This is a genomic window from Pseudorhizobium marinum (assembly GCF_000705355.1).
GTDB lineage: Bacteria > Pseudomonadota > Alphaproteobacteria > Rhizobiales > Rhizobiaceae > Neorhizobium > Neorhizobium pelagicum.
In genome coordinates, this window is sequence record NZ_JMQK01000085.1 from 1 (window position 1) to 338 (window position 338).

At 62.1% G+C, this 338-nt stretch carries 1 protein-coding gene; it reads left to right on the top strand.

The window, feature by feature from the left end:
* The coding region (locus EO99_RS0125495) for a sugar transferase (protein ID WP_029621348.1) at nt 1–338 on the top strand (338 nt) is incomplete at both ends.

Consider the following 338-nt stretch of genomic DNA (forward strand, 5'->3'; position numbering starts at 1 on the left):
TACTGGTCGAAGCGGATCGGGCGCGACAACCGGGTCTTTCTGATGCCGAAGTTTCGGACCATGCGGACGGACACGCCGGTCGTCGCGACACATCTCCTGACGGACCCGGCACGGCATCTGACGCCGATCGGCGGCTTCCTGCGCAAGACGAGTCTTGATGAGCTGCCGCAGCTCTGGTGCATCCTGAAGGGCGACATGAGCCTTGTCGGCCCTCGTCCTGCCCTCTTTAACCAGGATGATCTGATCGCCGCACGCACGAAGGAGAACGTGCATAGACTGCTGCCGGGATTGACCGGCTGGGCCCAGGTGAATGGTCGAGACGAACTGGCCATACCTGA